The 22,972-nt window shown below is 70.5% G+C and carries 11 protein-coding genes; 2 read left to right on the plus strand and 9 right to left on the minus strand.

The window, feature by feature from the left end; all coding sequences use genetic code 11:
- Positions 1-27 precede the first annotated feature (27 nt).
- Entirely contained in the window at positions 28-1,200 is a 1,173-nt protein-coding gene (locus OHA61_RS27535) for a thioester reductase domain-containing protein (RefSeq protein WP_361905614.1), read from the plus strand.
- 79 nt (positions 1,201-1,279) lie between these two features.
- Here the strand turns inward: OHA61_RS27535 and OHA61_RS27540 are convergent, their stop codons facing one another.
- The 4 genes from OHA61_RS27540 to OHA61_RS27555 all read right to left on the minus strand — a co-directional run bounded on the left by OHA61_RS27540 (position 1,280) and on the right by OHA61_RS27555 (position 10,599).
- A complete protein-coding gene (locus OHA61_RS27540) occupies positions 1,280-4,042 on the minus strand; it encodes a LuxR C-terminal-related transcriptional regulator (protein WP_406305278.1) in 2,763 nt (920 codons plus the stop codon).
- A 624-nt stretch (positions 4,043-4,666) separates the two neighbouring features.
- Positions 4,667-6,406 carry an ABC transporter ATP-binding protein gene (locus OHA61_RS27545; RefSeq protein WP_389372253.1) on the minus strand — a complete coding sequence of 580 codons (1,740 nt, stop codon included), beginning with the start codon at positions 6,404-6,406 and terminating at the stop codon, positions 4,667-4,669.
- The gene (locus OHA61_RS27550) at positions 6,406-8,199 is read right to left on the minus strand and encodes an ABC transporter ATP-binding protein (protein ID WP_406305279.1); all 1,794 of its coding nucleotides are present in this window, start codon (positions 8,197-8,199) and stop codon (positions 6,406-6,408) included. The genes OHA61_RS27545 and OHA61_RS27550 overlap by 1 nt, the downstream gene beginning before the upstream one ends.
- 207 nt (positions 8,200-8,406) lie before the next feature.
- Positions 8,407-10,599, minus strand: a complete 2,193-nt coding sequence (locus OHA61_RS27555) for an MMPL family transporter (RefSeq protein ID WP_406305280.1) — start codon at positions 10,597-10,599, stop codon at positions 8,407-8,409.
- A gap of 245 nt (positions 10,600-10,844) precedes the next feature.
- On the opposite strand from OHA61_RS27555, the gene OHA61_RS27560 reads away from it, so the two are divergent.
- Positions 10,845-11,447, plus strand: a complete 603-nt coding sequence (locus tag OHA61_RS27560; RefSeq protein ID WP_266476865.1) for a TetR/AcrR family transcriptional regulator — start codon at positions 10,845-10,847, stop codon at positions 11,445-11,447.
- A 250-nt stretch (positions 11,448-11,697) separates the two neighbouring features.
- Here OHA61_RS27560 and OHA61_RS27565 read toward each other — a convergent pair whose 3' ends face one another.
- The 5 genes from OHA61_RS27565 to OHA61_RS27585 are packed head-to-tail and all read right to left on the minus strand — an operon-like array spanning position 11,698 to position 22,937.
- Positions 11,698-14,091 (minus strand): SDR family NAD(P)-dependent oxidoreductase, encoded by a 2,394-nt coding sequence (locus OHA61_RS27565; RefSeq protein WP_406305281.1) that lies wholly within the window; start codon positions 14,089-14,091, stop codon positions 11,698-11,700.
- Positions 14,088-15,470: a cytochrome P450 gene (locus tag OHA61_RS27570; RefSeq protein WP_406305282.1), complete on the minus strand. Its 1,383-nt coding sequence runs from the start codon at positions 15,468-15,470 to the stop codon at positions 14,088-14,090. The genes OHA61_RS27565 and OHA61_RS27570 overlap by 4 nt, the downstream gene beginning before the upstream one ends.
- Positions 15,467-18,181 carry a KR domain-containing protein gene (locus OHA61_RS27575; protein ID WP_406305283.1) on the minus strand — a complete coding sequence of 905 codons (2,715 nt, stop codon included), beginning with the start codon at positions 18,179-18,181 and terminating at the stop codon, positions 15,467-15,469. Before OHA61_RS27575 ends, OHA61_RS27570 begins: the two co-directional genes overlap by 4 nt.
- Positions 18,178-21,624, minus strand: coding sequence for an SDR family oxidoreductase (locus OHA61_RS27580; RefSeq protein WP_406305284.1), 3,447 nt, complete (start codon positions 21,622-21,624; stop codon positions 18,178-18,180). The genes OHA61_RS27575 and OHA61_RS27580 overlap by 4 nt, the downstream gene beginning before the upstream one ends.
- A complete protein-coding gene (locus OHA61_RS27585) occupies positions 21,621-22,937 on the minus strand; it encodes an acyltransferase domain-containing protein (RefSeq protein WP_406305285.1) in 1,317 nt (438 codons plus the stop codon). Before OHA61_RS27585 ends, OHA61_RS27580 begins: the two co-directional genes overlap by 4 nt.
- Positions 22,938-22,972: the final 35 nt, after the last annotated feature.

Below are 22,972 nucleotides of genomic sequence, written 5' to 3' on the forward strand. Positions count from 1 at the left end.
GTCCCGGGGAAGGAACGAAGATAACTGATGACTTCGCTCACGCATTCAGAAGTCACCGAGGAGTTCGCCGACGATGTCGTACTGCACGAGGACATCACCGGTTTCACGGCTCCGGATCCGCACACCGTATCCGAAGTGTTCCTCACCGGCGCGACCGGTTTTCTCGGGGCATTTCTGCTGAAGGAACTGCTGGCGCGTGGCCTTGTCGTGCACTGCCTGGTGCGGGCCGCGGACGCCGATGCGGGACTCGGCCGACTGAAGGCCAACCTGGACACGTACGAAATCGACGAGGTCGATCTGGACCGGGTCCGGGTCACTCCCGGGGATGTGACGAAGCCCCGGTTCGGTATGGATGAGGCCGCCTATGCCGAACTGGCCGGGCGGGTCGGCGCCATTTATCATTCCGCGGCCAAGGTCAACTTCCTTACGCTGTACAAGTGGCTGCGTAAGTCGACGGTCGACGGAACTCACGAGATCCTGCGATTCGCGTGCGCGGCGAAGGCCGCCCTGCACCATGTGTCGACCACGGGCGTCTTCGAGCCGAAGGCCGCCCTCGGGCCGAGGCGCGAGGCGGATCCCACCGGACCGCCGGAGAAGCTGTCGCTCGGCTACACCAAGAGCAAGTGGGTTGCCGAGCAGCTCGTGCGCGAGGCCGGGCGCAGGGGTGTGCCCACGACCATCCACCGCCCCGGGCAGGTGTGGGGCGACACGCGCAGCGGAGCGTGCCAGCCGAACGACTTCGTCTGGCGGTTCATCAAGGGATCCATCCAGGCGGGCCTGTATCCCCGGAAGTTCCGGCTCGACATGAACATGGTGCCGGTCGACTACGTCAGCGCCGCGATCGTCGCCATCTCCCGGGACCCGGCCTCCATCGGCAGGGCGTTCCACGAGGTGAGCCCCGGGTCGCTGGACTCCGACGAGATTCTCGGCCTCATCCGCAGCTCCGGGTACGAGCTGAAGGAAGTCAGCATCATCAAGTGGATGAAGGGCATTTCGGCCGACGTCCACAACTCCATGTACCCGCTGATGGCCATGATCGTGGACCTGGAGAAGGTCGAGGTCGCGGAGTTCGCCGACGGCGACACCCGGGAGTTCCTCAGTGGCTCCGGGGTCGAATGCCCGAGCATCGACGAGAAGGTGTTCGCCGCCTACGTGGCCTACTTCGTCCGTCATGACGTGCTGCCCGACCCGTGCCTGTGAACCGCTGACGAAACGAAGGTGTCCCGCGAGGAACCTCGCGGGACACCTTCATGTCGGCGGACCACCGGCCGGCGAGACCTCAGGAGGCGGGCCGGTCGACGAACCGGAGGCTGGACTGGCGGGGCGTGCGCCGGTCGGTGTCCTTCTTCTCCGGAGCCGGAGATTCGGGCTCGGCCGAGCGGATCAGCTGCATCGATGCCGTCCGGCTCATGCCGTCGGACTGCGTGGTCGCCTGGTCCAGCCCCTGCTTGAGGTTGTTACGCGCGGTGATGCCCAACTTGTGGTAAATGCGGTGCAGATGGTTCTCCACGGTGCGCACGGAGACCACCAGCTGGTTCGCGATGTCACGGTTCGACAGACCCGTCGCCGCGAGCGCGGCGACCTCGCGCTCCCGCGGGGTCAGCGGTGCGATGTCGCTCTCGCCGCGGCTCTCGCTCACCATCCACGGCGGCAGAGCACCACCACGGGCGCGGAGCATGTCCTGGCAGGCCGCCCAGGCCTCACGGCCCTTGCGGCGCTGGCCCGACGCCCGGTACGCGCGGGCCGCCTGCGCGGCGGCCTCGGCGGCGAGCGGAAGCGCTCCCATGTCGCGGAACTGCCTGGAGACCTTGGTGAGCACATTGCCGTCGGCCTCGGCGAGCGCCTGGATGTGATCGGCCATCACCCGCACCAGGCCCCCGGTGCTCTGCGCGGCGAGCTCACGGGCCTGGTTGCGGAAACGGCACGCGGCGCTCTCCTTGAGCCGGGCCGCCAGATGCAGCGCGATCACGGCCGTGACCGTGCGTCCTGAGGCCGCGGCGCCCTCGGCCAGCTCGACGGCCTGGGCGACGGCTCCCGTGAGGTCTCCGGTGTGGGCGAGCACCAGTGCGCGGTCGTGCGCGATCTCGTCCTCGGCGATCGGGTGCGAGACCGCCTCGCGCTGGACGAGGCGGGCCTCGACGAGGGTGCGCAGGGCCTCCGAGTGCATGCCCGACTCGGCGAGCGCGCCCGCCAGTTGGGCCAGCGGCCAGGCCCGCGTCGCCGGCCATTCGTGGCCCGTCTCGAAGGCGATCGCCTGCCGCAGCAGTACGACGGCCCGCTCGGGCTGACCCAGCAGCCGCAGCAGCCTGGACCTGGCGATGATGCTCTGTACCAGTACGGGCCAGCGGTCGGTTGAGTCGTAGCGGCGCGGGGCGTCCAGGGTGTCGGCCGCCTCCTGCAGATTGCCCGCGAGGTAGGAGCAGCGTGCGGCGACGGCGTCGACGAGCACCAGCGCGTCGGTGTCCCAGTCGTACGAGACGTCCCGGTAGCTGTTCAGCAGCTCCAGGGCGCCCGCAGGGTCTCCGAGTTCGGTCCGCGCGAACGCCACGACGGGCACCAGTGCCTGGGCGACGGGAAGACCCGCGGTCTCGGCGCCCAGCACGGTGTCACCGATGGCGACGGCGTCCTGGAGCCGGTTGGACATGACGGCGATCATGGCGCGGCTGCCGTGCAGCACCCCGGCCTGCTCGGAGCCTACGGCCTTGATGGCGTGGGCCAGTACGGCCCCGGCGTCCGGCACCCGCCGCAGCCTCCAGGCCAGGTTGATGACCCGGGTGTGCACCGCGGCGATGTACTCGGCGTGCGGCACGTCGACGCCGCATTCCAGCGCCGTGGCCAGGACCGCCTCGGCCTCCTGGTGGGATCCCTTGCCGATCAGGACCTGGCCGAGCAGCAGAGCGGCGCGGATGCTGTCCGAGGGCGCGGAGCTCCGGGCGGCGCGGGTCACCACGCGGCACAGGTCCGTTCCGTACTCCACGGAGTCCGGCACCGGGCGATAGGGCGCCGACTCGGACTGCGAGGGGGTGTCGCGCAGCGCCAGCAGGCACAGGCGTTCCGCGAGTGCGAAGTCCCGGCGCTGGATCGCGGTGCGGGTCGCGGCGAGCAGCTGGTGCCGCTCGGGGACTATGCCCGCCTCCATCCGCAGGGAGACGATGCGCAGAACGTCCTCGACCCGGCGGGCGCCGGTGCGTTCCAGGGCGTCGGCGACCTGCCGGCGCAGCCGCTGCGCGGTGAGGTCGGACATCCGGGACGCGACCACGACGCGGCTCAGCGGTACGGAGAGCCGCAGGTCCACGCGGGCCCCGGTGCGCTCGACGGTCACGATGCCGCGCAGGTCGAGTGACTCCGCCGCGTGGGCGAGGCCCGACGCGGCGGCGATGTCGACTTCCAGCGGCTCGGCGACGGCGAGCATGTTCACGAGTTCGTTCTCGTCGTGACTGAGGTCCCGCAGTCCCAGGCGTATGACGTCGGACAGCCGTTTGCCCGGGCGTTCGGTCAGGCCCTGCCAGACCCAGGTCCCGTTCAGGCAGCGCAGCGACTCGTCCTCGAGGGAGTGCTCGATGAGTTCGCGCAGCATCAGCGCGTTTCCGTGGGTGGCTGCCCACAGACGCTCCAGCGTGGAGGTGTCGGTGTGGCCGCCGAGGCGGGCGCGCAGGACGTCGCCCAGCGCGGCCCTGTCGAACGGAGCCACTTCGACGTGGTCGATGAGCCTGTCGACCCAGAGTTTATCGATGCCGGCCGGGGTGATCGCGTCCTTGCGGCTGGTGGCGAGCACGCTGAGTCGGCCCGCTGCGACGAGCCGGTGCAGGCGGTGGCCGGATGCGGCGTCGACCAGGTGGGCGTCGTCGATGCCGACGACCGGGCGTTCGGCCCCGGCGCCGTCCAGGGTGGACGGCTCGACGGACTCCAGGCATTCGGCGAGAGATCCGAAACCCTTGGCCCGCGTGCCGCTGTTCCAGCTCGCCCCGCCGACGGACAGGACCGTCCGGCCCTCGTCGGCCGCTCGCTCCAGTGCGGTGGACAGGAGCAGACTTTTGCCCACACCGGAGCCACCGACCAGAATCGCTCCGCTGCCTCGCCCCAGGGCGCTTTCGACGGCGTCGAGTTCGGTATCTCGTGCAGTTATTGGCCAGTGGAAAACAACATCTGTTGACATATGTTCTCAAGCCCCCGCAGGAAGAATGTCAGCACCCTTCGATGAATGTCCTGGAACCCTCAGATGTCTTGGCGTGTTGGCTGATTAAGGAGTCCGTAACCAGGGAGAAACGTGCTTCTTCAACTACTCTTCTCCCCGGGCGGCCGAAAACCAGCGCTGTTTTTTCGTCACTCGAACCTGGTGGGTCATCAGGACGATTACAAGTATAGACCGGCATGTTGCAAGCGGGACTTGAATGATTATGGCGGGGGCGGCAGACACTGAATTGCCTGGTGGTTCCGGCATTCAGGTCCGGCGCGGCAGGGGAGCGGCAAGATGGACCGGCAATTCTGACATCCTGCAAGACGCCGTTCCGGTTGAGGGGACTTCAGGCCAGGCATTCTGCTAGAGGGTTCCGTTTGCCGTGCTGAGGGCGCAGGTGCCTCCTTCGTGTCAGCGTCCGGATACCACTTGTCCCCGGTCGTGGACCGGGGACAAGTGACCGTGCAGGGTGGCTGAATTGAATATCCGTCAGGAGTACTGACGGGTAAGCCGCCAGCGCTGAGCACGGCTCCGCTCCGCCCAGAAGTCGGCGTACCGGCCATCCGCGGCGATCAACTGCTCGTGCCTGCCGCGCTCGGCGATCCTTCCGTCGTCGAGCAGCAGGATCTGGTCGGCGGCGGCCACGGTCTGCAGCCTGTGCGCGATGACCAGGAGCGTCCGGCCGGCGGTGAGATGGCTCAGTGCCTCCTGCACCGCCTGCTGGTTCTCCGGGTCGAGCGAGGCGGTCGCCTCGTCGAGCAGCACGATCGGAGCGTCCTTGAGGATCGCGCGGGCGATCGACACGCGCTGGCGCTCACCGCCCGACAGCAGGGCGCCGCCCTCACCGACCTTGGTGTCCCAGCCGTCGGGCAGCCGCTGCACGATCTCCTCCACCCGGGCCAGCCGGGCGACTTCGCGGATCTCGCTCTCGGTGGCCGAGGGGCGGCCCACCCGGATGTTCTCCATGATGGTGCCCTCGAAGAGGTAGACATCCTGGAACACCACGGAGATACGGGACATCAGCACCTCGGGGTCGATGTCGCGCACGTCGACGCCGCCGACCCGCACCACACCGGAGTCCACGTCCCAGAACCGCGGAATCAGCTTGCTGACCGTGGTCTTGCCGGAACCGGAGGGGCCGACCAGCGCGGTCATCGTGCCCTCCTCCATGACCAGCGACACCCCGGAGAGCACCGGAGTCCCGTCGTAGCTGAAGGACACGTTCTCGAACTCGATCGCATTGCCGAGCGGGACCCGCGGGTCGTCCTGCTGCGGGAGCTGGGGCTGCTCGAGGAGATCAGAGACGCGGTCGAGCGCGGAGCGTGCCGTACGCAGGGTCGAGCCCAGCACCGCGGTCTCGGCGATCGGTTCGGTGAACCGGGCCGACAGAACCAGGATCGCCAGCAGCTTGGCCACGTCCAGGCCCCCGTCGAGGGCCAGATAAGTGCCGGTCACCAGGATGACGGTGAACGCCGCCTGGACCACGAGGGCGAAGCTGATCAGACCGGGCACGCCGGTGACGAGCACCTTGCGGGACGCCTCGTACTGGGTGTGCAGCGCGTCGTCGAGCCCGCGCGTTCCGGCGCCCTTGCCGCCCCGGCCGAAGACCCGCAGAACGGGCTGGAGCTGGGCGAACTCGACGACCCGGCCGCCGGTCACGGCGTGCGCGGCGGTCCGTGCCTCGTCGGCCTTCTGGTTGAGACCGGCGCTCCACCGGTAGACCACGACGATCACCGGCACGGTGAGCGTGGCCGCCAGCGCCAGGCGCCAGTCGAAGGCGTACATCACCAGCACGACGGTGGCCGGGGTGAGGAAGCTGGTCACCAGGGGCCGCAGCAGATGCGCCGGCACGCCCATGATGTCCATGACGCTCTTCGTGGCGAGCTGGCCGAGCTGCCCGACCCGCTCCGGTGCGAACCAGCCCAGCGGCAGCGAGGCCACCTGGTCACCGATCCGGTGGTGCAGGGTCCTGGAGAGCGTCGCGCCCGCCTGGAATCCGGTGCGCAGGCTGTCGTAATAGACCGCGCAGTAGAGGAGGGACACGCCGAGCAGCGACCAGATCCACGGCCAGACCGAGTCGGGGTCGGAGCCGAACAGCGCCTCCAGAATCGGCACCAGCAGGGCGAAGGCGATGCCCTGGAGCACCGCGCCCACCGCCAGGGCGACGAGCATCCTGCGGACGGGAGCTCCCTGCTCGGGGCCCACCACATTGAGCAGTTGGCGGATCATCAGCTGTTCCCTCCCACCGGAGCGGCGCTCACGGTCGTGATCAACGTGGGCTGGTGGGGTTGCCACTGAGCCGTCTTCTCATGGGCGTGCCACATCCGCGCGAACCTGCCGCCCCGGGAGACCAGTTCGGAGTGGGTGCCCCGCTCGACGATCTTTCCGTCGTCGAGCACCGCGATCACATCTGCGTCGACCACCGTCGACAGCCGGTGGGCGATCAGCAGCACGATCTTGCCGCGGGTCAGCTCGGAGAGCGCGTCCTGCACCTTGGCCTCGGACTGCGGGTCGGCGAAGGCCGCCGCCTCGTCGAGGACGATGATCGGGGTGTCGGCCAGCAGCGCCCGGGCGATCGAGACGCGCTGCGCCTGGCCGCCGGACAGCCGTGCGTCCTCGCCGATCACCGAGTCGTAGCCGCGCGGCAGCGCCTCGATCACATCGTGGACGCTGGCGGCGCGGGCGGCGGACTGCACCTCGGACAGATCTGCGTCGGGCCGTGCCATCCGGATGTTCTCGGCGATCGTGTCCTGGGTCAGTTTGACGTCCTGGAAGACGAAGGCCACCCGGCTGTACAGATCCTCCAGGGCCATTTCCCTGATGTCGACGCCCCCGATGGTGATCGAGCCGCCGGTCACGTCGCCGAACCGCGGAAGGAGGGTGGCCAGGGTGCTCTTGCCCGAACCCGAGGGGCCGACCAGAGCGGTGACCGTGCCCGGGGAGAGCTCCAGATCGACGCCGGCCACGGCTTCCTTCTTGCCGTCGTAGGAGAAGTGCACGTCCTTGTAGCTGACGTGGTTCCCGGACGGGGTGCGGGGCGCGTCGGCGACGGCAAGCTCCTCGGTGGCGAGGATCTCGCTGACGCGCTCGGCCGCGCCCTTGGCGAACCGCAGTTCGTAGCTCGCGTAGAACAGGGCGAGCACCGGGGCGGTGAGGCCGATCCCCAGCAGGGCGAACGGCAGCAGATCCACGGCGGCGATCCAGTCGTTCGTCACGAACACCGCGCCCCCGGTCAGCACGGCCACCAGGACGGCGATCGGGGACAGCACGATCTCGGCCGCGGCCTTGGAGTTGAGCGTGGAGCGGACCCAGTTGAGGAAGAACGAGGAGAAGTCGTCGGCCGCCGCAGCGAACTGCTGGTGCGCCCGGCGGGTCTGTCCGAAGGTCTTGACGACCGCGATGCCCTGGACGAATTCGACGGCGCTGCCGTTGATCCGCTCCATCGCCTTGTCGTACTCGGGAAGGTGGCTCGCCATCCCGGCCATCGTGATGCTGTACAGGCCGAGTCCGATCACCAGCGGGGCGATCGTCACCAGGGTCATCTGCCAGTCGACCCAGAACAGATACGCCAGCGAGGTCACCGGCACGACCGTCGCGGCCGTCATGTCGAGCACCGAGTGGGCGATCATGTGGTGCATCGCGTCCACGTCGTCCTGCACGGCCTTCTTCACCGAGCCGGAGTTACGGGCGGAGAACCAGCCCAGCGGGACGCGGCCGAGCCGGTCCACGAGGCTTCGCCGGATGTGCAGCTGCAGTTCGTTGTCCGCGAAGTGGGAGATGGCGCCCGAGGCCAGCAGAAAGATCAGCCGCACCAGGAGGGCGCCCGCGCCGATGGCGGTGATGGTCCAGGCATCGCTGTTGCGGTCGGGCTCGTTGTCGAGCAGTACCCGGCCGAGTTCGGCGATGGCGATGAAGGGGACGACGCCGGCGACCGCCGAAACGGCCTGGGCGGCGACGGCCAGTCGTAGCCGTCCCTTGATCGGGCGAAGGATCTCGCCAAGTGCGGCCTTTTCCGCGGCCATCCGGTCCTCCAGAGGCTCAGTTAGACGTTAGACGGTGTCTAATAGATGGAATGACTGTACCCGACGCGCGACTTGGTGCGTCAAGCGTTGAGGGGTGTTACGTAGCGCCGGACATCACCGATGACCGGCGAGAACGGCCGATGGCCGAGCCCGGGTCGAAGTGCCGTGAGGAGCACGGCACTTCGACCCGGGAGCGAGACCGGCCGGTCAGCTCGGGACGGGCACACGCTCGGTGGACTCCGGGGCCTCGACCCCGTCGCCCTCCTTGATGCCGTACTTGGAGTACAGCTTCTGCAGGGGGCCCGGAGCCCACCAACTGGCGCGGCCCATCAGCTTCATGACGGCGGGCACCAGCAGGATCCGCACCACGAACACATCCAGCAGGATCGCGATGACCATGCCCACACCGAAGAGCGTCATGGTCAGCACACCGCTGGTCGCCATGGCGGCGAGCGGCACACACATCAGCAGGGCGGCGCTGACGATCAGCTTCCCGATGCTCTGCAGCCCGGTGGCCACCGCGGCGGTCGGGTCGCCCAGCAGGTCGTACTGCTCCCGGATCCTGGACACCAGGAACACCTCGTAGTCCATGGAGAGTCCGAAGATCAGCGCGAACAGCATGATCGGCATATTGGGCTCGATGTTGCCCGTGGGATCGAAGCCGATCAGATCGGAGAGGTGCCCGTCCTGGAAGATCCACACCAGGATTCCGAAGGTCGCCGAGAGCGACAGCAGGTTCATCGCGATCGCCTTGAGCGGCAGCAGCACCGAACCGAAGGCGAGGAACAGCAGGATGTACGTCGCGACGGCGATGTAGAGCAGCATCATCGGCAGCGTGTCGGCGAGCGCGTCCAGGGTGTCGTCGAACACCGCGGTCTCACCGCCGAAGTACGCCTTGGCGCCGGGCGGCGGTGCCACCTCGCGCAGGTCGTTCACCAGGTCCCGGGCCGGGCTGGAGACGGCGACCCCGTCGAACTTCACCGAGACCCGCGCGGTCGTGCCCTCGGCTCCGGTGATCTGCGCGCCCTTCGCGCCGGGCACCTTGCCGAGCTTGTCGGCGTACGCCTGGAGCGCGGCGCCCTGCTCCTTGGACGTGGCCTCGCCGGCCAGGGTCAGCAGCGAGTCGATGGACTTCACGCCGTCGCCGTCGAAGTCCTTCTCCAGCGTGTTGTGAACCTGGCGGCCCTCCGCGCTGTTGGGCAGCTGCCGGGCGTCGTTGGCGCCGAAGTCGATCCGCAGGAACGGCGACGCGAGGGCGATCAGCACGCCCAGCGTGACCACGGTGATGGCCACCGGGCGCCGCATCAGAACGTGGGCCAGCTTGTACCAGGCGCCTTCGCCCTCGGTCCGGGCCGCCGGTGCCTGTGCCGCACGCTTCTTGCGGCGCAGCGACAGGGCGTTGACCTTCGGGCCCATGACCGCCAGAGCCGCCGGCAGCGCGATGATCGAGAAGAAGACGGACAGGACGACCGCCGCCACACCGCCGTACGCCATGGACTTCAGGAAGGCGAAGGGGAAGAAGGTCATTCCGAACAGCGCCACCGCGACGGTGATTCCGGAGACCACCACCGTGCGTCCGGCGGTGGCGACGGTGCGCGAGAGAGCGTCGGCTCCGGTGCGCCCGCGGTCCAGTTCCTCCCGGTAGCGGCTCACGATCAGCAGGCCGTAGTCGATGGCGACCGCGAGACCGAGGACGGTGACCAGGCTCATCGCGAACACCGAGACATCGGTGAACTGCGCGATGACCCGCAGGACCGCCATCGAGCCCAGGATGGACAGGCCGCCGACGAGGAGCGGAAGGCTGGCCGCGGCCAGTCCGCCGAACACGATCACCAGGAACAGGAAGAGCACGGGGAAGGAGAAGCCCTCGGCCGCTCCGAGGTCCTCGCCGATCTCCTCACCGGCCTGATGGCCCGTCGGGACCGGGCCGCCGCGCAGGGTCTTGAAGCCCTGCAGTTCCAGCTTGTCCTTGATCGCCTTGTAGGACTCTTCCTTGATGTTGTCGTCGCTGCCGTGCAGGTTCATCGCGACGTAGGTCGCGTGCCGGTCCCGGCTCACCTGCTCCGGCATCTTGGTCATCCAGAAGTGGGCCGACCCGGTGACCACCGAGCGCGGCAGCGAGTTCACCTTGTCGGTGACCGCCTTCTGGAACGCCGGATCGTCCACGGTCAGGTCGTCGTTGCGGTAGACCACGACCGCGTCGGGTGCCCGCTGAGGAAATGCCTTCTCGGCGAGGAGGGCCGCGTGCCGGCTCTCCGACTTCGGGTCTTCGAAGCCGCCCGGCTTCATGTCGCCGAAGACGCCGACGCCATAGACCCCGGACAGTACGGCGAACAACAGCGTGAAGATCAGCAGAGGCTTGCGCCCCCGGTGAATGAACCGCCCCAACCCCTCGAACATCACGTCTCTCCCTAGATCGTCAGCGAGCGCAGGTTGCCTTGCCTGACCTCGACGGTACGGCAACAGTAACACCGTTATCAATCGCCTTCAGGGAGGAGCTGGGCGTCGCGGTCACGAGGTGCGCACGAGTAAACGGGCTCTGACCTGCGTAAATGCCAGGCCAATTTTTCGGTGATGTGCGTAGCCCGGAAGCGTCTACGCAGAGCGACCCAGCTTGTAAAACACTGTTGCGGTACATTTAACTTATGGCCAGGCTCAAGACTTACGACGAAGCACTCCGACTCAGGCTGATCAACCGCGCCGCCGCCACGGTCTTCGACCGGGGTACCGCCGCGCTGAGCCTGCGGCGGCTCGCAGCCGATGTGAAGACCTCGACCACGGCGGTCTATTCGCTGTTCGGAAACAAGGCGGGTTTGCTCGACAGCCTGTACCGGGAGGCGGCCCGGCTCTTTGTCGCGCGTCTGGCCACGGTCGATTCGAGCGACGATCCCGCAAACGATGTGATCCGGCTCGGCGTCGCCTACCGCGAGTACGCACTCGCAAATCCGCACTTGTACGCGATCCTGTTCGCCGACCGCACCGTCGAGTACGAGCCGACGGACGAGCGCAAGAGCGAGGTCGGAGACACCATCCAGCCGCTCGTGGACGCCGTGGTCCGGGGACAGAAGGCCGGCCGGTTCAAGGCCGACGCCCCGCCCGAGGTCATCGCGCTGTCCTGCTGGGGGTCGGCGCACGGGCTCGTATCGCTGGAGCTGTCCGGGAACGAGCCGCCGGGTCTGGACATCGGCGACTGCTACGAGGCCACGCTGCGGGCGGTCGTCTCCGGGTGGCGGCCGGAGCCCGAGTGAGCGGTGGGGGTGCCCCTGCGGGGCGTTTTCCCCACCCCGCCCCTTCCCGAACTGGGGGCAAGCCCCCAGCCCCCCGACGGGGCTTCGCCCCGGACCCCGTATGCGACCTTCGGCCGCATGTCCTCAAACGCCGGACGGGCTGAATAATTCAGCCCCTCCGGCGTTTGAGGAGCTGGAGGTTGGGGGTCCCCCCGGACGGAGTCTGGGGGAGGGCGGGGTGGGGAACAAGCCCGCCGCAGGCGCCCCGGCCTCACACCGTCAGGCCGACGCCCTCCGCGAGAAGCACGCCAACTCCCTCCCGCGTCCCCGTCCATCGCCGCAGACCGTCCGTCGCATACAGGCGCTCGACATGCTGCGCGCCCGGGCTGAGAACCAGTCGGCGGATCGTCAGCGTCCCGGCCGCGTCTCGTGCCGTGTGGCGGTCCGTCTCGCGGACGATGGCCTCGACCGCCGCGGGCGCGACGGTCGGGTCGGGCGGGAAGGGGACCGTCCACAGATCGGCGGGCAGTACGGGCGTGACGTCGAGCCGCCGCCCCCGGCCTGCCTCCCCTTCCGGGAAGACCACACCGGCCCAGCTCAGCCAACCTGCCTGCGCCGTCGGCCAGTTGCCGCCGTCCTCCTCGTCCGGCACCGGCATCCGCCCGGCGGGCTCGGCACCGTAGACGAGCGTCACCGACGCGATGTCCGCGCCTTCCCGGTCGCGAATGGTCACATCGACGCACCACTCGCCCTCGGCATAACCGCCGCGCGCCTCGCGGTGCAGATCGAGACGGCCGCCGGCGAACCGCAGTCCGTCGAGCCGGACCTTCAGCTCGCGCAACTCGCGCAGATGCAGCAGGGGCCAGCCCTCCGGCACCACCCAGTCGCCCGCTGCCACCGCGTGCTCCAGCACGACGCTGACGGGGACGGCGGGGGCCGCGCCGACGTGTACGTCCGACAGGCAGGGATGCTGCCCGGCGTTCAGGCGCAGGGTGGTGCGCAGCGAGCGGAAGATCTCGTACTCCTCGACCTCACCGAGATGATGGTCCAGGGCGTGGAGCCGGGGCAGATCCGGGTGGCCGGTGAGCATCCCGAAGCCGCGGAGCTGGCCGGGGGCGAGTACCGCGCCGATCCTGCCCAGGAACACGGCCTCGTCGGTGTGACCGGAGGCGAGCTCCTCGGTCCAGCGGCGTGCGCCCTCCACCGGGTCGAGCGTGGAGACGTAGCGGACGGCGGCGGAGTAGTTCGCGATCACGCCGAGCCGTTCCCAGGTCGGCCAGCACAGGGTCTGCACCGGCAGGCCGAGGTTGTCGCGCGCCCAGAAGCCGAGCCGGGCCAGGGCCTCGTTGCCCGCCGCGTAGTCGATCTGGCCGACCATCCCGCCCATGCGGCCCGCGAGCGATCCGACATTGCTCAACAGGCGCAGCGCATCGCGGCGTTCGGGCCGGGCCAGGATCGCGGCGACCAGGTTCGCGAAGCCGGTGACCTTGACGTCGACCGTACGCACCACACCGTCCGCGGATTTGCGGTCAAAACGGGCCGGATCGTCGATCCCGGCGTTGTGGACGACGAACTGCGGGCCGTCGCCCAGTGCGGCGAAGGCCCGCTCGACCTGCTCCATGTCGGTGCAGTCGCAGCGCAGATAGTCGATGCGCAGCCCGTCCGCCGCGGCCCCCGTGAGGTTGCGGTGGACGGTGCGGTCCTCGTCCGCTCGGCGGATCTCGCCCCGGGCCGCGGCGAGGTCCTGCGGGGTACGGGCACCGGAGAGCCGCCGACGGCGCCAGGCCGCGAACTCCTCGTCGTCCAGGGAGCTCACCTCGCCCGCCGCGGGACGTACCCCCCGGCCCGTGACGACGACGCGGCAGCCGAACGACTCGGCGAACGCGCGGGCCGCCGCGAAGCCGACCCCGCGCGCGCCGCCGGTGATCAGGACCGTGTCGTCCGGGCCCGGCGGCCGCGCGCCGGGCGGTCCGAGAGGTGCGGGACGCCCGACCAGCACATGGCGGCGGCCGTCGCGGTAGCCGACCTCGAAGTGGCCGGGGCGTACGTACTCACGCTCCACCGCGTCGGCGATCGCCGCGGGCTCCGCACGGTCCAGGTCCACTACCACGATCCCGGCGGCGGGCAGTTCGCGCGGCAGGCACTTGGCGAGACCGGCCCAGATGCCGCCCAGCGGCTGCGGCACCTGTCCCTCGCCGTGCCCCGCGTGCCCGCCGAGATGGGTCACGGCGAGATAGACATGGCGGCCGAAGCGCGGCTCGGCGGCCCACTGCTGATAGGCGCTGCGGACGGCTTCGGTGGTGCGGGCGAGCGCAGAGCGCCAGGTGGTGTCGCCCAGTTCGTATCTCTCGCCCATGACATTGAGGTCGACGATGCCGTCCCATCCGCCCGCGCTCAGCGGCGTATCGGGATCGGAGCGTACGACCAGCGCGCCGCGCTCGCCCAGCTCCCGGGCAACGGCGCCGACCAGGTCCGCCGACTCACCGACGAGCAGCAGCCTGCGTCCGGCGAGCGGGCGGGCCTCCCGCGGCCCGGTGTGCGGGACGTGGACGGGCTCCCAGACGAACCGGTCGACCGGCCGGACGAAGGCGTCCGGGTCGAAGGAGGACAGGTGCGGGCGGATCGCCGGCCACGCATCGGCGGCCGGCAGATCAGTGGTCGTCATCGGTGCCGCTCCTCGGCCGTGACATGGATGCCGCCCTTGGGGAAGAGCGTGATGAACGCGCCGGAGCGGGCGTCCTCGCGCGCGAGCGTGAGCCGGAACCGGCCGGATGCCGCGGCGACCGCCTGCTGGAGCAGCGCGAGCCCCATCTTCTTGCCGATGCACTGGCGGCGGCCGCCGCCGAAGGGCAGATAGGCCGAACGGTCCTGGCTGGGCGCGCTGCCCGGCCGGAACCTCTCCGGGTCGAAGCGCTCGGGGTCCTCCCACTGCTCGGGGTTGTAGTGGGCGCCGTACACGGACACGAGCAGGGGCGTGCCCGCCGGAATGTGGTGGTCGGCGAGCACGTCGTCCTCGATCGCCTCGCGCGTGAACTGCCAGACCGGCGGGTGCATCCGCAGTCCTTCGTCCACGACCATGCCGGCGTACGGGAGTTCGGCCAGGTCCTTCGTCGTGGGCATCCGGCCGCTCAGCACGCGGTCCGTCTCCTCCTCGAGGCGATCACGGGTCGCAGGGTCCCGGGCGACTTCGTACAGCGTCCAGGACAGGGACAGCGCCGTGGTCTCGACACCCGCGAGGAAGAGGGTCACCAGGTCGGCCCACAGGGCGTCTTCGGGCAGGTCCGACTCCCGGATGAGGGTGGCCACTTCGCCGCCCACACCGAGGTCTACGTTCCGGGCGGCCTCGGCGATGACGCGCTCCAGCGTGCGCCGGGCCCTGGCCACCTTGCGGCGGTAGGGGGTCGGGATGAACGAGGGGATCGCCTTGTCCACCGAACCGACGTTCTTGAAGATCGCCTCCAGCGCGACGGACACCGCCTCGGCGAACTCGCCGCCGTCATGGGACAGATCCTTGCCGACCAGGGCATGTCCCATCACCCGGCAGGTCAGCTTCATCGACTCGGTGAACAGGTCGAACGAGCGGCCCGCCCTGGCGTGTTCGGCCCAGCGGTCGAGCAGATCGGCGACGGCCGCGTCGGACTCGGCCGCGCGCGCGGCGATCGCGTTCGGCGTGAAGGCGGGGTTGACGACCTTGCGGTGGCCGCGCCAGTCGCCGTCGTCCAGGGTGAGCAGACCCCGTCCCATGAACAGCTCGAACGCCTCGTAGTAGGCGCCGCGCGAGTAGTTGTCGGCATTGCCCTGCAGGACTCGCCGGATCGCCTCGGGCGAGGAGAGCTGGACCGTCGGATTGTGCGGCAGGATCGGGATCTTGACGACGGTGCCGTGGTCCTTCTGGGCCCGCAGCGAGAAGCCCGGCGGATCGGCGGCGTACCGCACGGTGGAGATGATGGGCGAGGACATCGGGAAGCCCGTCGGCCCCTCGACCTGTTTGGGCCCGGCACCGGTCACCGGGCAGACGCCCTTGATCACGTTTTCCTCGGTCATGCTGCTGCCTCCTCGGCGGGGCGCCGGCGCTCGCGGTACTCGCCGGTCGACTGGTTCACATGGCCGAGTACGACGCCGGTCATGTCCTTGATCTGCAGTACGACGTCCCCGGCCGCGGTGACCGCGAGGGCACGGTTGTCCTCCGCGCTCTCGAGATCGAGACGGGAGGGCAGGGAGTAGAGCTCGACCCCGGTGCCCGCCGCGGCGAGCGAGGCGTCGGTGTGGCCGCCGTACAGATCGATACGGCGGATCGTGCGCGGCACGGCCAGCGGGGTCCAGTCGCCCTCGCTGCGGTCCAGGACCGAGACACGGGCCAGGCCGTCCAGGAGGACCGACGGGACGACGAGGGAGGAGAACCACCGCTCGATGCCGGGCCAGTCGGGTACGTAGCGGGCGCGCCGGCCGTTGGGATGCATACGGGTGTCGGCGGTGGAGACGAAGACACCGCTGAGCAGCACAGCCGGATTGGGCACGTGGTACGGGTCGGCCATGCGCTCGGCGCCCTGGTCGTCCCAGTGGTCCCAGCGTGGTGGTGCGACGTGCTCGTCGCGCAGCCGTACGCGGGCGGAGAAGTGGCGGCGGTCCTTCACGAGCAGCCGCCCGCCCGGGGCCAGCACGTCACCGGTCACCTCGATGTCGACGACCGACTCCTGCGGTCCATGGCTGACGAGGTGGGCCTTGATGCGTTTGGTCTCGTCGCGGCCCGGCTTGTAGACGCGCAGGAAGGAGTCGAGCCGGACGTCCTCGAAGACGACCGGGACCCGGCCGGGTACGAGGTGCATGGCGGCCTGTGCGGCGAGTTCGGGCACGAAGGTGCCGGGCAGGGTCGGGAAACCGTTGACCACATGCTCGCGGAGGTAGGCGTCCCGGTCCTGGTTGAACGTGCGGACGACGGTGAGCCGGTCGGGGCCGCGGTCGACGATGTCGTCGACGAAGAAGTCCGGCAGGGCGGGCGTCGGCGCGATCGGTGCGGGAGGCGTCGGTGGTGTGCGGCAGAAGTCCAGATATCCGGGGACGGCCGCCTCGATCGCGGCGCGTTCCGGATCTCCGAACAGGACCGTGACCGGCGTGTGCGCGGCCTGGTCCAGCTCGTGCAGGAAGTGGTCGATCCCCTCGGCCGTGGGCATCGCGGTGAACTGCGCGCTCTTCGCGAGGAACGTCCGCATGATCGGTGTGGCACCGAGGCCGACGTCCCGCCACAGCGTCCAGCCGATCGTGAACTCCCGTGCACCGCGAGAACTGCTGTACAGGGCCGCGGTGTTGAAGTAGTCGTTCGCCGCGCCGTAGTCGGTCTCGCCGGTCTGTCCGGTGAAGCCGACGAAGGAACCGAAGTTGCACCAGCGGCGCGGCTGCCCGCTGCCGAAGGCCGCCTTGAGATTGGCGTATGTCCGCACCTTCAGGTCGCGGACCGTACGGAAGTCCCCGAGGCTCTTCTGGTCCACCGACGCGGCCCGGTTGGTCCCGGCGATATTGAGCAGCAGGTCGACGCGGCCGCCGCCCCGCGCGTCGGTGATCTGTCCGACGACCGCGTCAACGGCGGCACGATCCCGCAGGTCGCAGGCGTGGTACGTGACCCTGCCCGGGCCGCAGATCTCCTCCAGGGCCGTCAGATTGGCCTTGACCTCGCGGGCGGCGGACAGCCGGTCGAAGGCGGCGTTCGCCTCCCGCACGGTGAGCCGGCCGGCGCCGGTCGCGGTCGTACGGGTGCGGATGAAGTCCTTGCGGGTCAGCAGGGCGTCCGCCTCGGTCACCGTGTCGAGGTGCGTGGAGCCGATGACATGGAGGCGGGGGCGCTCGCGGCGGGCCAGCGCGACGAGGAGCTCGGCGCCGATGCCGCGTCCGCCGCCGGCCGCGACGACCGTGTACTCCGCGGTGCTGGACCGCTGGGGCCCGCTCTCGCCCGGCTCCGGCGCCGCCTGCCAGAGCAGCCGGGTGCCGCCCGCGAAGGAGACGACGGGCAGCAGCTGTTCGGCCACGGCCACGGCCGCGGTGTCCGCCTCGGCCGACGCGAGGACGGTGGCCTCGTGGACGACGGCGACGACGGACGAGTCCGGCCATTCGAGCGCGAGGCTCTTCGCGAAGCCGGTGAACAGGCCGCTGCACGGGTGCGGGACCCGCGCGGCGTCGATGCCGCCGAGGACGAGCACGACGAACGACTCGGGCCGCTCGGGGAGTTCGGTGCAGGCCTTGGCGGTACGGAAAAGGCCCTCGTGCAGGCGCAGCAGCCGCTCAGAGGGGCCGGTGTCCTTATCCTCCGCGGACAGGTCGACCAGCACTCGGACATGGCGCGGGCGGGCACGAAGGACGTCGGCCTCGATGGTGTCGTCGTCCTGGAGAACCGTGCTGTCGCCGGGCAGTTGTGAGGCGTCGAGGTTGGTCAGGACGGCGGTGCCGGGCGGGAAGAGCGGCGGCGGCCCCTCGGCGCGAGCCGGACGGGGCGCGGGCGCCAGCCGCAGGACGTGCCGGTCGAGGAGGTGCGGCTCGGCGGGGCGGGCCGGGGCGGCGGTTTCCTTCGCCTCGGCTTCCTTCGCCCCGTCCGCCGGAGCAGCCTCCGGGTGGCGCAGCCGCAGCCGGTGGACCGGGCCGCCTTCCTGAACGGCGCGTTCGATCACCGCCGTCCTCGACGGCGCGGGGGCAGTGAGGAACGCGATCAGTTCACGGGCGCCCTCGGCGCCCAGCAGGGTGGTGGAACCCTGACGCGGGGCACTCACACTCCCACGCTCCTTTCCATGACGGCCAGCACGGGCAGACCGGCCTCTTCGGCGAGCGACCTGCGGGTCACCACGAACAGGAAGGCGCCTTCCGTGGCGTTCCGTCCCGCCGTGTCGTTCCAGCCGGGCAGCGCCGTTCCGTTGACCCCGGCCACCAGGGCGACATCGATCTCACTGAAGTCGAGGTAGGAACCCGCCACGTCGAACGCCTCGATGAGCGAGGCCTCGCCCGCGTCGACCGTGATGTTGAGGCCGCGGAGGTCGAAGTAGTTCGACAGCCGGGCGGCGATGACATTGGGCATCTCGCCCGGGAACGAGTCCTCGGTCGGCGCGGCGATCAGGCCGGTGGCCCGCTCTTCGAGCCGCTGAAGGAACTTCGCCGTCGTGGCCCGCTCGTCCGCACCCGCCACCGCATGGCCGATCTCGTCGAGATAGGCACGGGTCTTGTAGAGGAGGGCATTACGGGTGGCGCCGGTGTGCCCGACCACGACACCGGTGGTCTTGTGGTGGTCCAGGCACAACTGGCGTACTGCTTCGTCCAGTTCCTGCATGCAGCGCACCATCATCAGCTGCGTACGGTCCGTGGCGCGCGCGGTGGGCGGCGGCATGCGCAACTGCTGGAACGGCGGCACCGGATAGGCCGTCCCGAACGAGGGCTCGGGGTCCTCGCCCCGGCCGGCCGCCCATGCGGCGACCGCGTTCGCGTCAGGGCTGCCGGGCTGGTGCGAGGACCAGCCGACCAGCACCAGGTCCTCGCCGACCGGGGCGGGCAGCGCGGCGGGATGGCCGGACCGGCTTCCCCGGTGGTCCTCGGAGATGATCATGTGGGCGTTGGTGCCGCCGAAACCGAAGCCGGAGACCGCGGCGCGCCGGGGACGCGCCGCACTGGCGGGCCAGGGCACCGGCTGTTCCGGCACCGTGAGCCCGTCCGCCTCGCCGGCCAGAGCGTCCGGCAGCCGCTCGAAGCGATACTGCGCCGGGATCGTGCCATGCCGCAGGGCGAGCAGGGTGTGGATGACCGAGACCACGCCGGCGGCCCAACCGCAGTGCCCCACCAGCGACTTGTTGGAGGTCACCAGGGTCCCCCGGTCACCGGCGTACCGCTGGCCGAGGCTCGTGAACTCCGCCTCGTCCCCCGCCGGGGTGCCGGTGGCATGCGCGACGATCCAGTCCACGTCGTCCGGGCCCAGCCCGCTGCGGTCGAAGGCCCGCTCGATGGCGAGCTCCTGACCGGCACGGGCGGGAGCGTAGATCGCCTTGCCGCGGCCGTCGGCCGACAGCCCGATCGCCGAGACGATGCCGAGCACCTGGTCGCCGTCCGCGCGGGCGCGCGAGAGCCGCTTGAGTACGACGAGCCCCGCACCGTCGGAGAACAGCGCACCGTCCGCACCGGCGTCCAGGGCGCGTACGGCACCGCCCGCGGAGAGTCCGTTGAGCTTGGCGAACAGGATCGAGCCGCTGGGCGCCAGTGCGAACGAGCCGCCGCACACGGCGATGTCACTGCGTCCGGACAGCAGATCGCGCACCCCGAGATCCATCGCGTAGAGCGAGGACGAGCAGGCGGTGTCCACCATGTGCACCCTGGTGGCGGGCGGCAGGATGCCCGCCATCGCGTCCTGGCCGATGCGGTGGGGCAGATACGAGGCCGACGGGTCGTCGCCGCGGCTGAACCGGCGCCGCAGCGCGTCGCCGATCGGTCCGTCGACGGCGTCGTCGCCGTCCTCGGCGAGGGTCTCCAGCGAGGAGCGCAGGACGAAGGCCTCCTCCAAGTGCTGGCTGCCGTCGGGGGTGTAGCCGACGCAGAAGGAGAACCGGTCCTGCGCGTTGCGTCGTACGCCGTCGAGCGCCTGGTGAAGGCTGTGCCGCAGCCAGAGCGCGGTCTGATCGAGTCCGGCCTCGGCCAGGCCCTCCGCACGCAGCTTCTCGTGCGGCCGGAAGTCGGTGATGAAGCCGGAGCGGCGCTGGTACGTCTTGTCGGGGGCGCCGCGGTCGGCGGCGTGGAAGCGTGCGATGTCCCAGCGGTCGGCGGGAGCGTCGACGAAGAGCTCGGCCCCGTCGATGAGAAGCCGCCAGAACTCCTCGGGGGAGGAGGCGCCGGGGACGGCCATGCCCATGCCGACGACGGCGATGGGGTCGTCCTCGGGCGCGCCCGACTCGGCGGGCTCGGGCACATCGGCGGGCGCGGCCTCGGTCTCGACGACGGCATCCGCCACGGCCTCGGCCCAGGCCTCGCCGGATGCGCGGCCCACGAGGTCGGCCCGGGTCTTGATCGTGCCCTCGGCCGGAGTGTCGGCCGCACGGCCGGTCCGGGTCCCGACCGGACTGTCGGCCGCGGCGCCGTGCCGGGGCCCGGCCACGGGGTCGGCCGCACTGCCCGCCCGGGCACCGGCCCGGGGCTCCGCCCCTGCTCCCGGCGGGGCGCCGGTCGGAGTCCGGGCCTCAGAACCCAGGCGGGTCCCGGCCACGAACCCGGCCTGGGGCTGTGCCACTTCGCCCGGCAGGGGCTCGGTCGGCGCCTGGGCCACGAGGTCGGCCCGGGTCTCGATCCGAGGCTCGGCCACGACGTCGTCCCGGGCGTCGGCCGCGAGCCCGGCCTGGGGCTCAGCCACGTCGAGGGCAGCCGCCACCTCCCGCGGTGGCGACATCGCCGACCTGAGCAGTGTCAGGCCGCCGTCCGCGAGGACCGTCTGGCCCGTGACCCAGCCCGAGCGTTCCGAGGCCAGGAACAGGACGACCTCGGCCAGGTCCTCCGGGCGGCCCAGGCGGGACAGCGGTGTGGCCGCGACCGTGTTCGCGCTCACGCCCGCGAAGTCCGGGAACATCTGGCCGACCGGGTTGTCGATCAGGCCGCACGACGCGGCGTTCACCCGGATCAGGTCCTCGGCGAGTTCCGCCGCGAGATAGCGGGTCAGTGCCTCCAGGGCCGCCTTCGACACCCCGACCGGCAGGTAGTTCGCCGGTGTGGTGACCGCGCCCAGCGAGGAGACGTTGACCACCGAGCCACCGCGCCCCCGCGCCGCGGCGAGCAAGGGGCGGGCGTAGCGGGCGCACCACAGGGGGCCCTTGACGTTCGTGGCGTAGGTGCGGTCGAGGAGTTCCTCGGTGATCTCGTCGAAGGGGACGAACGACCCCGCCGCCGCGTTGTTGACCAGAATGTCGAGGCGGCCGTGCTCCTCGCCGATTTCCGCGAACATCCGCTCGACCTGAGCCGGGCGGGCCACCGAAGCGCGCACCACCCGGACGTCCAGGCCGCGTTCGACCAGGCCGCGGGCCTGTTCCTTGGCGGAGTCGTACGAGTGGAAGCAGTTGAGCAGGACCGTGGCGCCGCGCTCGGCGAGCCGCTCGACGATCACCCGGCCCACACTTCCCGCGCCGCCGGTGACCAGTGCGATCCGCCCGGAGAACTCCAAGTCCCCACCTGCCGTGGGGTGGTGCGGGTTCACGGGGCGATCCCGGCGGCGACGAAGTCGACGACCTTGCCGAAGGTGTCGTAGTCGGCCACCCGCAGTCCGGCCGGCGGGACGCCGAGCCCGAAGCGGTCGCCGAGCCTGCTCAGCAGCTCGGTCTGCTTGACCGAGTCGATCCCGAGGTCCGCCTCAAGGAGCACGTCATCGGTGAAGACCTCGTCGGGGTACTCCATGGCCTCGGCGTACAACGCCCGTACCTGGGCAGTCAGTTCATCGCGGTCCACCTCAACCGCAGCGCTCTGCGCCGGATCCGCAGCAGAAACCGCAGCCGCAGCCGGAGCCGGAACGGCAGTCTGAACCGCCGCCGCAGGAACCGCGTCCCCGCCCAGCGGGTCCCGCAGCGCCTCCGCCGCCGACGCCAGGCCCGCCTCGTCGTCGCGGCCCGCCAGCGGTGCCACCGCGTGCACCCCGGGCAGCGCCTCCGCGACCAGCGCGGTCAGCACCCGCCCCGCGCCGATCTCCACGAACTCCCGCGCACCGGCGGCATGCAGCGCGGCCACCGACGTACGGAAGTCGACGGGCGTCACCAGGTGCAGCGCCAGCAGCTCGGCGAGGTCGTCCCCGTCGCGGTAGAAGCGGCCCAGGATCGGCGAGTACACCGGGACGGTGAGCGGCCGGGTCCGCAGCGGTGCGATACGGGCGACGAGCTGACGCCGTGCCTCGGCGAGCAGCGGGTTGTGGAAGGGGTGCGGGGAGCGCAGCTGAGTGGACGTGATGCCGAGCTGCGCGGCGATCCCCGCGGCCGTGGCGATGGCGTCCGCCGGGCCGGATATGACGGCCTGGCCGGCGCTGTTGTCGACGGCGAGGACCAGTTCGGGGTGGTCGATCAGCGCGACCACGCGCTCGGCCCGCTCACTCCCGCAGCCGAGCGCGAGCATCGCGCCGCCGCTGGTGTCGTGCTCGCGCAGCACGGAGATCCGCTCGCAGAGCACGGCCGCCGCGTCCGCCAGGTCGTACGCGCCCGCGCAGGTCAGCGCTGCCAGCTCGCCCAGGCTGTGTCCGAGGTGCACCGAGGCCCGCGCGCCGCGCTCGGCGAGCAGGCGGTGGGTGGCGACGGAGGTGGTGAAGACGGCCAGCTGCAGGGTGTCCGGGGCGGATGCCAGCAGGGTGGCCGGGCTCGGCGGCGAGGGCCGGAAGACGGTCGAGGACACATTGCGGCCGAGTTTTTCCTTCGCGACCGCGTCGACCTCTTCGTAGGTGTCGCGTACGGTGTCGTCGCCCCGCTCCCAGAGTCCCGCGAGGGTCCCCGGCCGGTAGGCGCCCTGCCCGGGGAAGAGGGCAACACTCATGTGCAGTTCTCGGTTCATGGGAAGGTCCAATCTCT

It is taken from the genome of Streptomyces sp. NBC_00885 (assembly GCF_045207475.1).
In the GTDB taxonomy this organism is placed as follows: Bacteria; Actinomycetota; Actinomycetes; order Streptomycetales; family Streptomycetaceae; genus Streptomyces.

What these genes read in the sequence shown, in the direction of transcription:
- OHA61_RS27550 (WP_406305279.1), bottom strand. Translation starts at nt 8,199, where the DNA reads ATGGCCGCGGAAAAGGCCGCACTTGGCGAGATCCTTCGCCCGATCAAG.
- OHA61_RS27565 (WP_406305281.1), bottom strand. Translation starts at nt 14,091, where the DNA reads ATGACGACCACTGATCTGCCGGCCGCCGATGCGTGGCCGGCGATCCGC.
- OHA61_RS27545 (WP_389372253.1), bottom strand. Translation starts at nt 6,406, where the DNA reads ATGATCCGCCAACTGCTCAATGTGGTGGGCCCCGAGCAGGGAGCTCCC.
- OHA61_RS27560 (WP_266476865.1), top strand. Translation starts at nt 10,845, where the DNA reads ATGGCCAGGCTCAAGACTTACGACGAAGCACTCCGACTCAGGCTGATC.
- OHA61_RS27570 (WP_406305282.1), bottom strand. Translation starts at nt 15,470, where the DNA reads ATGACCGAGGAAAACGTGATCAAGGGCGTCTGCCCGGTGACCGGTGCC.
- OHA61_RS27535 (WP_361905614.1), top strand. Translation starts at nt 28, where the DNA reads ATGACTTCGCTCACGCATTCAGAAGTCACCGAGGAGTTCGCCGACGAT.
- OHA61_RS27555 (WP_406305280.1), bottom strand. Translation starts at nt 10,599, where the DNA reads ATGTTCGAGGGGTTGGGGCGGTTCATTCACCGGGGGCGCAAGCCTCTG.
- OHA61_RS27585 (WP_406305285.1), bottom strand. Translation starts at nt 22,937, where the DNA reads ATGAGTGTTGCCCTCTTCCCCGGGCAGGGCGCCTACCGGCCGGGGACC.